The organism is Phenylobacterium sp. (assembly GCF_036263695.1).
Lineage (GTDB): Bacteria > Pseudomonadota > Alphaproteobacteria > Caulobacterales > Caulobacteraceae > Phenylobacterium.
The window spans coordinates 1-8864 of sequence record NZ_DATAGM010000295.1 but is presented as its reverse complement, the minus strand read 5'-3'; the positions used below and the strand labels follow the sequence as shown (position 1 = coordinate 8864).

Here is an 8864-nt window from a genome sequence, read left to right as displayed (position 1 = left end):
GAGCTTTTCGGCGAGGCGCCGGCGGATGTCACGCTCGGCCTCGACGACCAGCGGCATGAAGATCGAGCTGAGCAGATCCTGGATGGCCTTGGAGGCCTTGACCTCGCGCGCGTCGCTGGCGGCGCACAGGTCGACGACGGCCATCAGCAGGCGCTCGCGATCCGCAGGCGCTTTGCTTCTGGCGAGCCGAAGCAGGTCGTCGGCTCTGACCGCGACGCTCAAGACGATCCCCCTTGCCCTGTTCTAGGCGTGGAGGGCTTATTTGGCGCAGGCGGTGTGAAGAAGCAGTTTAAACGGGCCCTTGGCGGGCCCGGTTGAGACGCCGCCGCATCGGAGGGGAGAGACGAGCGCATGGCCGAGCCGCTGATCCTGGCGCTGGACCAGGGCACCACCAGCACCCGGGCGGTGGTGTTCGACCGGCAGGGGGCGGCGCTGGCCGAGGCCTCCCGGCCGCTGAAGCAGCACTATCCGGCCGACGGGTGGGTCGAGCACGACGCCGAGGAGATCTTCGCCAGCAGCCTCGAGGCGATGCGCGAGGCGATTGAACGCTGCGGCCGGCCGGCGGCGGACGTGGCGGCGATCGGCATCACCAACCAGCGCGAGACGGTGGTGGTCTGGGAGAAGGCGACCGGCCGGCCGATTCACAAGGCCATCGTCTGGCAGGACCGGCGGACTGAGGCGGTCTGCGCGAGGCTGCGTGACCAGGGGCTGGAGCCGACCATCACCGAGCGCACCGGCCTGCTGCTCGACCCCTACTTCTCCGGCACCAAGCTGGCCTGGCTGCTGGACAATGTGGAGGGCGCGCGCGGGCGGGCCGAGCGCGGCGAGCTGCTGGCCGGCACCATCGACACCTGGCTGGTCTGGAAACTGACCGGCGGGGCGCGGCACGTGACCGACGCCACCAACGCCTCGCGCACCCTGCTGTTCGACCTGCGAGGTGGAGACTGGTCGGCGGAGATGCTGGAGGTGTTCGGCGTCCCGGCGGCGGTGCTGCCCAGGGTCGTAGACTGCGCCGGCGAGGATTTCGGCGAGACCGCGCCGGAGCTGTTCGGCCGGGCGATCCCGATCCGCGGCGTGGCCGGCGACCAACAGGCGGCGCTGATGGGTCAGGGGTGTGTGCGGCCCGGCGAGATGAAGGCCACCTACGGCACCGGCTGCTTCCTGCTGGTCAACACCGGCGAGACGGCGCCGGTCTCGGGCGCACGGTTGTTGACCACGGTGGCCGCGCGGGTCGGGGGGCGGACGACCTACGCGCTCGAGGGCTCGATCTTCGTGGCCGGTGCGGCGATCCAATGGCTGTGCGAGGGCCTCGGCGTCGACAGTCCCGCCAGCGCCGAGCGGCTGGCGCAGAGCGCGCGCGAAGGCCACGGGGTGATGATGGTGCCGGCCTTCACGGGCCTCGGCGCGCCCTGGTGGGACGCCGGGGCGCGGGGCGCGGTCACCGGGCTGACGCGGGACGCGGGCCTTCCCGAGATCTGCCAGTCGGCGTTCGACGCCTGCGCCTGGCAGACGCTGGACCTGATCGAGGCGATGCGTTCGGACGCGCCGGGGGCGTTCGGTCCGGCCGTCGAGCTGCGCATCGACGGGGGCATGAGCCGCAGCGCCTGGTTCGCCCAGCGGCTGGCGGACCTGACCGGGGTCTCGGTCTGCCGGGCGAGCTACATGGAGACCACGGCCCTGGGAGCGGCGCTATTCGCCGGCCTTGGGGCCGGGATCTACGGCTCGATCGAAGAGGCGGCGAAGGCGCGGCCGACCACCGACCACGCCAAGCCCGCGTGGGGCGGCGGAGAGCGGGCGGCGGGCTACGAGCGCTGGCGGGCCGCGGTTCAGCGGGTGAGGAGCGCGTAGGCGGCCAGAGCCTTGCTGCGGAAACTCGCGTGCCGCTCGCGCATACGGGACGCGGCTTCGGCGGGGGCGTCCGCCGACGTGGCCCAGATCGAAATCTGGCCGCAGGGGCGCAGGCAGGCGCCGAGGTCGAACCACGGCAGGAAGGTGAGATCGACCTGGGGGGCGAGGCGGGCGTAGGCCACGGTGAACGGCTCTACGGCCGACGGCCCGTACGCCCACAGCAGGTCCAGGCGGCTGATGGCCAGGTCGTAGAGGGGATCGCCGATGGCGGCGTCCTCCCAATCGATGACGCCGCTGATCTGTCCGTCCCGCCAGAGCACATTGCCCGGCCAGAAGTCGCCGTGCAGCAGGGTGTCTGGGTTCGAGCTCGGCGGGCGCGGCCATCGCCGCAGCGCGGCCCGGACCTCGCTCTCGCCCAGGCTTTCGTCAGGCGCCTCGGGCGTGCGGGCGAAAAAGGCGAAGGCCCGCTCGTCCAGGCGAGGCAGCAGCGGCAAGAAGGCGGGAAGCGGGGCCGCATGGATCGCGGCGAGCTGGCGGGCGAGGGCGTCCAGCTTGGCCGGCAGGTCGGCCTCTCCGAAGTCGAGCTCGCCTTCCAGATAGTCGAGCACCAGCGCCGGCTGGCCGAAGATCTCCCCCTCGGCGTCCAGCAGGCGGGGGCAGGGCGCGGGAAGGCCCGCGTCGGCGAGCCGTTCCAGCAGCTGCACATCCCGCTCGCGCAGGTCGCGCAGGTAATGGCCGCCCGGCCGGCGGACGACGAACTTGCGGCGCGCGCCGTCCGCAAGCTCGACCTCCAGCGCGCTGGTGGCGGCCGACACCCCGCCCGTCAGCGGCCAGGCGCGGACCAGCTCGCCGCCGAGGCGGCGGGCGAGGGTTTCGAACGGGTCGGCGCGCGGGCTCATGGCGAGCGGCACTGTAGCGATAACTTGACGCTGGCGCGCGGGGAGGGGAGTCTGGCCCCAACGAAATTCTGGGAGACGCGCCATGGCCGACGGATCGCTGGCGATCAATTCGATGAGGGACAAGGTCAGCGCCGAGGAGTGGCAGGCGCGGGTGGACCTGGCGGCGCTCTACCGGCTGGTGGCGCTCTACGGCTGGGACGACCTGATCTACACCCACATTTCGGCCCGCGTGCCGGGGCCTGAGCACCACTTCCTGATCAACCCCTACGGCCTCTTGTTCGAAGAGATCACCGCCTCGTCGCTGGTGAAGATCGACCTGGACGGCAACATCCTCCAGGACACGGACTACTTCGTGAACAAGGCCGGGTTCACCATACACTCGGCCCTGCACGCGGCCCGCGAGGACGCCCACTTCGTCATGCACCTGCACTCCGACGACGGGGTGGCGGTGGCGGCCCAGAAGGAAGGGCTGATGCCGATCAGCCAGCACGCGCTGATCGCCCTGCCGCGGCTGAGCTACCACGACTACGAGGGAATCGCCCTCGACCTGGACGAGCGCGAGCGGCTGGTGGCCGACATCGGCGACAAGACCACCATGCTGCTGCGCAACCACGGCACGCTGGCGATCGGCCGCTCGGCTGGCGAGTGCTGGATCCGGATGTACTATCTGGAGAAGGCCTGCACCCAGCAGATCAAGGCCCTTTCGATCGGCCGCGACCACATCCTGATGGCGCCGGAAGCGGCCCAGCAGGTGGTGATGGGCCAGACCCGCGACCGGCCGATGCGCAACACCGACAGCGTCGGCGGGGGCCTGGCCTGGCCGGCCTGCCTGCGCAAGCTCGACCGGGCGCTGCCGGGCTACGACGCCTGACGCCTCACTCCGGCGGGCCGGGGTAGCGCTCGAACGCGGGCAACTGGTGGGCGGTGGCCATCCAGCCGATCCGCTCGGCGACCTGGATCTGGACCTGCGGCGCGAGCTGGTCCGGATCGTCGAGGGTGGCCGACTGCACGTCGATCAGCCCCGGGAACACCGCCTCGTTGGTGTAGAACAGCCCCGTGCCGCAGCCGGCGCAGAAGTGACGGCGGCCGTGCTCGGACGAGGCGTAGATCTTGGTCTCACCGGTGATCTTCACCTGGTCGGCGGGCGCCATGGCCCAGGCCACCATCGGGGCGCCGGCGTGGCGGCGGCAGTCCGTGCAGTGACACAGGGCGTGGTGGATGACCTCGGTGGGCATCTCGTAGGTCACCGCGCCGCAGTGGCAGCGTCCAGTCGGCATGAGCTTCTCCCTTGAAGGCGCCCATCGCTAGCACGGGGCTGCTGACAGGCGCTGGCAGCAGTCCGATCGGACCTGACATCTACTCTGGTTTTCTCTAAGCCCGGCCGTAGCCGACGCCGAATCCAGAGCCGCGCCAGAACGGCGGCGATCGCGCGGCGTTAGAGCCCGTTCGCAGTCGACACGGAGGTTCCATGGAGCAAGCGGTGAAGCGCCGACGGCGCCCCTCGGCCCTGCGCGCCTTCCTTGGCGGCGAGGCGGCCGGCGGCATCGTCCTGATCATCGCCGCGGCCCTGGGCCTGGCGCTGGCCAACTCGCCGCTCGCCGATAGCTACTTCGGCGCGCTGAAAGCCTACGTGGGGCCGCTCAGCCTGCTCCACTGGATCAACGACGCGCTGATGGCGGTTTTCTTCCTGCTGGTCGGGCTGGAGGTGAAGCGCGAGCTGCTGGACGGGCAACTTTCGCGCTGGTCGCGGCGCGTCCTGCCGGGCCTGGCCGCCGTCGGGGGGATGGTCGCGCCGGCGCTGATCTACATGGCCTTCAACCGCGGCGTCCCCGAGGCGCAGGCGGGCTGGGCGATCCCGACGGCGACCGACATCGCCTTCACGCTCGGCGTGCTGGCCCTGCTCGGCCGGCGTGTGCCGGTGTCGCTGAAGATCTTCGTCACGGCACTCGCCATCATCGACGATCTGGGCGCGGTGCTGATCATCGCGCTGTTCTACTCGGCCAACCTCTCGGTAGCCTGGCTCGGCGCGGCCGGCGGGGTGCTGGCTGTGCTGATCGTTCTGAACCGCCTGGGCGTCCGTACGCTATGGCCGTATCTCGCCCTCGGCGCCGTGCTGTGGTTCTGCGTGCTGCAGTCGGGCGTGCATGCGACCATCGCCGGCGTAGCGCTGGCGCTGACCATCCCGCTGACCCGCTCGCCGGCGCGCCCGGACGACGGCCGCTCGCCGCTGCACCGGCTCGAGCACGCGCTGCATCGCCCGGTGGGTTTCGTGATCGTGCCGATCTTCGGCTTCGCCAACGCCGGCGTGTCGCTGGCCGGCCTGAGCGGCGAGGCGCTGCTCAGCCCGATCACCCTGGGCGTGGCGCTCGGCCTGTTCCTCGGCAAGCAGATTGGGGTGTTCCTGTTCACCTGGCTGGCCGTCCGCCTGCGCCTGGCCGACCGGCCCGAGGACGCCACCTGGGGCCAGGTGTGGGGCGTTTCGATTCTCTGCGGCATCGGCTTCACCATGAGCCTGTTCATCGGCCTGCTGGCCTTCGCCAACCAGCCGCTGTTCGAGGCTGAGGTGAAAATCGGGGTGCTCGCGGGCTCCCTGCTGTCGGCCGCGCTGGGCGCGATCGTGCTGGTCGTGGCCCGGAAGGAGCCGGCCCCGACGCCGTCCCGCCGGCCGGGCAAGGCAAGAGGCGGCGCCTAGTGGAAGATCACTGTCCGTCGTCCGTTGAGCAGCACCCGGTGCTCGGCGTGCCACTTGACGGCGCGGGCCAGCACCAGCGCCTCGAGGTCGCGGCCGACGGCGATGTAGTCGGCGACCGAATGGCTGTGTGAGACGCGCTCCACCGCCTGCTCGATGATCGGGCCCTCGTCGAGGTCCTTGGTGACGTAGTGAGCAGTGGCGCCGATCAGCTTCACGCCGCGGGCGTGCGCGGCGTGGTAGGGGCGGGCGCCCACGAAGCTCGGCAAGAAGGAGTGGTGGATGTTGATGATCCGCCCCGCGTGCCGGGCGCACATCTGCGGCGAGAGGATCTGCATGTAGCGGGCGAGCACGATCAGCTCGACGCCCCGGTCCGCCGCCAGGGCCTCGAGGGCCGCCTCTTGCTCAGGCTTGCTCGCCGACGTGACCGGGAGGTGGTGGAAGGGCAGGCCGGCCTGCTCGACCAGTCCCTGGAAGTCCGGGTGGTTGGAGACCACCGCCTTGACCTCGATCGGCAGGGCTCCGATGCGCGAGCGGAACAGCAGGTCGTTCAGGCAGTGGCCAAAGCGCGAGACCATGATCAGGGTCGGGGTCTTGCGGCGGGCGTCGTAGAAGCGGGCGTCCATGCCGTGCTTGGCCGCGATCGGGGCGAAGGCCGCCTCCAGCTCGGGCAGCTTGCGGCCCGACAGGGACTCGAAGCCGGTGCGCAGGAAGAACCGGCCGTTCTCGTGGTCGCCGTACTGAGCGCTCTCGATGATGTTGCAACCCTGCTCGACCAGGAAGGAGGCCACGTCGGCGACGATGCCGATCCGATCCGGGCAGGACAGGGTGAGCAGCAGCGGTGCGGTCGGGCGTTCCGGCGAAACAGGCGGGGTGATGTCGGTTGGCATGGCCGCTCGCCTACCACGGCGAGGCTCAAGGAAAATAGCGCGGGTTCACTGACTGGCGGCGCGCCTGCCTTGAGGGCGCCGGCCCGTCCAGCCCCGGGCCGGGCGGTGCGGGCTTGGACTTTTCGCACGTGGGCGGATACAGGCTTAGCTGTAGCGCGGGGAGGAATCTGTAGAGCGATGAACCAGCTGGTCGACGCTTCGACATTCGCCGACGCCGCGAGCGCCGAGCTCGACCCGATCCATCTGGAGAGCCTGGCGGCGCACCTGCGCGCTCGCGGCCCGCGGATGGGGCTGCATCGCTACCGCGATTTGCAGCAGCTGACCTGGCTGGCGCGCGGCGAGGGCGCCTGCGAACTGGATGGACGGACTGTTCCGCTGAAGGGGCCTGTGCTGGTGGCTGCGCCGCCCGGCGTGGTCCCGCATTTCGAGCTGTCGTCGGGCGCGGAGGGGCTGGTGGTGCTGGCGGTCGGGGCGGCGCTTGGCGAATTGGTCCCAGCGGAGGATTTGGCCGCACTGGCCAGGCCGCTGGTGATCTCTCCGCCGGAGGGCGCGGCCGGCCAGATGGCCGCCGCCTTCGGGTTCCTGCAGGGCGAGTTCGCCAGGGGCGAAGCCGGCCGCCGCTCTGGATTGCGGGCCGGCTACCTGAGGATCGTCTCGCTGATCGCCCGCGCGGCGGAGGACGTGAGCGAGGGCAGGCTCTCGGCTGACGCCGAGCTGGTGGCCCGTTTCCGCGCCCTCGTCGAGCAACGCTACCGTGAGCATGAGCCCTTGGAAGCCTATGGCCAGGCGCTGGGCGTGAGCCTGGCCCGGCTGTCGCGCGCCTGCCGACGGGCGACGGGGAAGGCGCCCCTGGCGCTGGTTCACGAGCGTGTGATGCTCGAGGCGCGGCGGGGACTCACCTTTGGCGCTATGAGCGTCTCTGAACTGGCCGGCAGCCTGGGGTTCGCGGACGCCGCTTACTTCTCGCGCTTCTTCCAGAAGCGAATGGGGGTGGCGCCGTCCGCCTTCCGCGACGGCCGCCGGCGGGGCTGAGGCTCGCGACGCGGCGCGTTTCTGGCGCGCAATGCCGCGCCATTAATCAGTTACTAGACGGGTGTAGGGTCTAGACCTATGTCCCGATAAGATTTTTTCGGGGTAGGCCTCATCATGTTCGAGGCCCGGAGTCGCAGTTGCTGAGACGCCATTTTTTCCTTGTCGGCGCCGTCGCCGTGCTCGCCGTGATGATCCTCGCGGCGGGGTTCAAGCTCGCCACCGGGAAGGGCGACGAGGCCGGCCCCGGCGGACCGGGCGGTCCGGCCATGGCGCAGGGGAAGGGGCCGGGCGGCGGCGGGCGGCCGGGCGGACCGGGCGGCGGGGCGGTGGTGGCCGTCGTGCAGGTTCAGCCGCGCAACTTCGTGGACGCGCTTGAGGTGATCGGCGTGGCCAAGGGTCGCCAGTCCGTGACCCTGACCGCCGCCGCCACCCAGCTGGTGGAGCGGGTGCATTTCTCCGACGGGCAGCATGTGCCCAGGGGCGCCGTGCTGGTGGAGCTCAAGTCCGCCGAGCAGGACGCCGGCGTCGCCCAGGCCCAGGCCCGCCTCGTGGAGGCCCGCCGCGCGTACGAGCGCTGGCGCCAGCTCAGCGAGAAGGGCTTCGCCGCCAAGGCCTCGGTGGACCAGTACGAGGCCGCCTACCGGACCGCCCAGGCGGACGTGGCCGCGGCCCGGGCCCGCGAGCAGGACCGGGTGATCCGCGCGCCATTCTCGGGAGTCGTCGGGCTGACCGACATCGCGCCCGGCGCCCTGGTCAATCCGGGCGCGCCCATCGTCACACTCGACGATCTGTCGGCGATCCGCGTCGATTTCGAGGTTCCCGAGCGCTACCTGGCCAACCTGCGGGAAGGCCAGCCCGTCTCCGCCGTCGCCGACGCCTTTCCCGGCGAGACCATCAACGGCGTGATCAAGCAGCTCGACACCCGCGTGGACGAGCGCACCCGCGCCATCACCGCCCGGGCCGAGTTCGCCAACCCGGGCGGGCGGCTGAAGCCCGGCATGATGCTGCGGGTCGGCATCACTCGCGGCAGCCGCACGGGGCTGGCCGTGCCGGAAGCGGCCGTCTCGGTGCAAGGCGAGTCCGCCTTCGTGTACGTGCTGCGCCAGGACGGCCAGCGAACCGTGGCCGAGCAGCGGCCGATCCTCAGCGGGGTGCGCCAGCTCGGCTTCGTCGAGGTGCGTGACGGGCTGCAGCCGGGCGAGCGGATCGTCGCCGACGGCCTCAACAAGATCCAGCCCGGCCAGCCGGTGCGGGTGGCGCGCGCGCCCGGCGCCGCGCCAGCCGGCAAGGCCGCGCCGCAGGGCGCCACAGCCGACAAAGGCCCGCCGGCATGATGCTCTCGGACCTCTCGGTCCGGCGACCGGTGTTCGCGGCCGTCGCCGCGATCATCCTGTGCGTCATCGGGCTCGCCTGCTTCATGAGCCTGACGGTCCGCGAGCTGCCGAGCGTCGATCCGCCGGTGGTGTCGATCTCCACCAACTACCGCGGCGCCTCGGCCGAGGTGGT

General features: G+C 71.2%; 9 protein-coding genes and 1 pseudogene. 6 read left to right on the top strand and 4 right to left on the bottom strand.

Annotation, left to right across the window (positions count from 1 at the left end; translation table 11 throughout):
• A pseudogene (locus tag VHK87_RS11890) lies at positions 1 to 222 on the bottom strand (hypothetical protein); the annotation flags it as partial.
• A gap of 129 nt (positions 223 to 351) precedes the next feature.
• Between VHK87_RS11890 and glpK the strand changes: the two are divergent.
• Positions 352 to 1848: a glycerol kinase GlpK gene (gene glpK, locus VHK87_RS11885; RefSeq protein WP_329635105.1), complete on the top strand. Its 1497-nt coding sequence runs from the start codon at positions 352 to 354 to the stop codon at positions 1846 to 1848.
• Here the strand turns inward: glpK and VHK87_RS11880 are convergent.
• Positions 1827 to 2747 (bottom strand): phosphotransferase family protein, encoded by a 921-nt coding sequence (locus VHK87_RS11880; RefSeq protein ID WP_329635104.1) that lies wholly within the window; start codon positions 2745 to 2747, stop codon positions 1827 to 1829. The two genes, glpK and VHK87_RS11880, sit on opposite strands and share 22 nt — an antisense overlap.
• Before the next feature lie 82 nt (positions 2748 to 2829).
• Here VHK87_RS11880 and VHK87_RS11875 point away from each other — a divergent pair, with 82 nt between their 5' ends.
• Positions 2830 to 3618 (top strand): class II aldolase/adducin family protein, encoded by a 789-nt coding sequence (locus VHK87_RS11875; RefSeq protein WP_329635103.1) that lies wholly within the window; start codon positions 2830 to 2832, stop codon positions 3616 to 3618.
• A 4-nt stretch (positions 3619 to 3622) separates the two neighbouring features.
• On the opposite strand, the gene VHK87_RS11870 is transcribed toward VHK87_RS11875, so the two are convergent.
• A complete protein-coding gene (locus tag VHK87_RS11870) occupies positions 3623 to 4024 on the bottom strand; it encodes a GFA family protein (protein ID WP_329635102.1) in 402 nt (133 codons plus the stop codon).
• 191 nt (positions 4025 to 4215) lie between these two features.
• Between VHK87_RS11870 and nhaA the strand changes: the two genes are divergently transcribed.
• On the top strand, positions 4216 to 5439 hold the full coding sequence (gene nhaA, locus VHK87_RS11865; protein ID WP_329635101.1) for a Na+/H+ antiporter NhaA: 1224 nt from the start codon (positions 4216 to 4218) through the stop codon (positions 5437 to 5439).
• Here nhaA and purU read toward each other — a convergent pair.
• Positions 5436 to 6326, bottom strand: a complete 891-nt coding sequence (gene purU / locus VHK87_RS11860; protein ID WP_329635100.1) for a formyltetrahydrofolate deformylase — start codon at positions 6324 to 6326, stop codon at positions 5436 to 5438. The genes nhaA and purU overlap by 4 nt on opposite strands.
• Before the next feature lie 177 nt (positions 6327 to 6503).
• On the opposite strand from purU, the gene VHK87_RS11855 reads away from it, so the two are divergent.
• From VHK87_RS11855 to VHK87_RS11845, 3 genes are all read left to right on the top strand, one after another.
• Entirely contained in the window at positions 6504 to 7358 is an 855-nt protein-coding gene (locus tag VHK87_RS11855; RefSeq protein WP_329635099.1) for a helix-turn-helix domain-containing protein, read from the top strand.
• A 137-nt stretch (positions 7359 to 7495) separates the two neighbouring features.
• Complete coding sequence (locus VHK87_RS11850) at positions 7496 to 8692, top strand: efflux RND transporter periplasmic adaptor subunit (protein WP_329635098.1); 1197 nt, start codon at positions 7496 to 7498, stop codon at positions 8690 to 8692.
• The coding region (locus VHK87_RS11845; protein WP_329635106.1) for an efflux RND transporter permease subunit at positions 8692 to 8864 on the top strand (173 nt) is incomplete at its 3' end. The genes VHK87_RS11850 and VHK87_RS11845, both read left to right, overlap by 1 nt.

What these genes read in the sequence shown, in the direction of transcription:
- glpK (WP_329635105.1), top strand. Translation starts at nt 352, where the DNA reads ATGGCCGAGCCGCTGATCCTGGCGCTGGACCAGGGCACCACCAGCACC.
- purU (WP_329635100.1), bottom strand. Translation starts at nt 6,326, where the DNA reads ATGCCAACCGACATCACCCCGCCTGTTTCGCCGGAACGCCCGACCGCA.
- VHK87_RS11855 (WP_329635099.1), top strand. Translation starts at nt 6,504, where the DNA reads ATGAACCAGCTGGTCGACGCTTCGACATTCGCCGACGCCGCGAGCGCC.
- VHK87_RS11880 (WP_329635104.1), bottom strand. Translation starts at nt 2,747, where the DNA reads ATGAGCCCGCGCGCCGACCCGTTCGAAACCCTCGCCCGCCGCCTCGGC.
- VHK87_RS11870 (WP_329635102.1), bottom strand. Translation starts at nt 4,024, where the DNA reads ATGCCGACTGGACGCTGCCACTGCGGCGCGGTGACCTACGAGATGCCC.
- nhaA (WP_329635101.1), top strand. Translation starts at nt 4,216, where the DNA reads ATGGAGCAAGCGGTGAAGCGCCGACGGCGCCCCTCGGCCCTGCGCGCC.
- VHK87_RS11875 (WP_329635103.1), top strand. Translation starts at nt 2,830, where the DNA reads ATGGCCGACGGATCGCTGGCGATCAATTCGATGAGGGACAAGGTCAGC.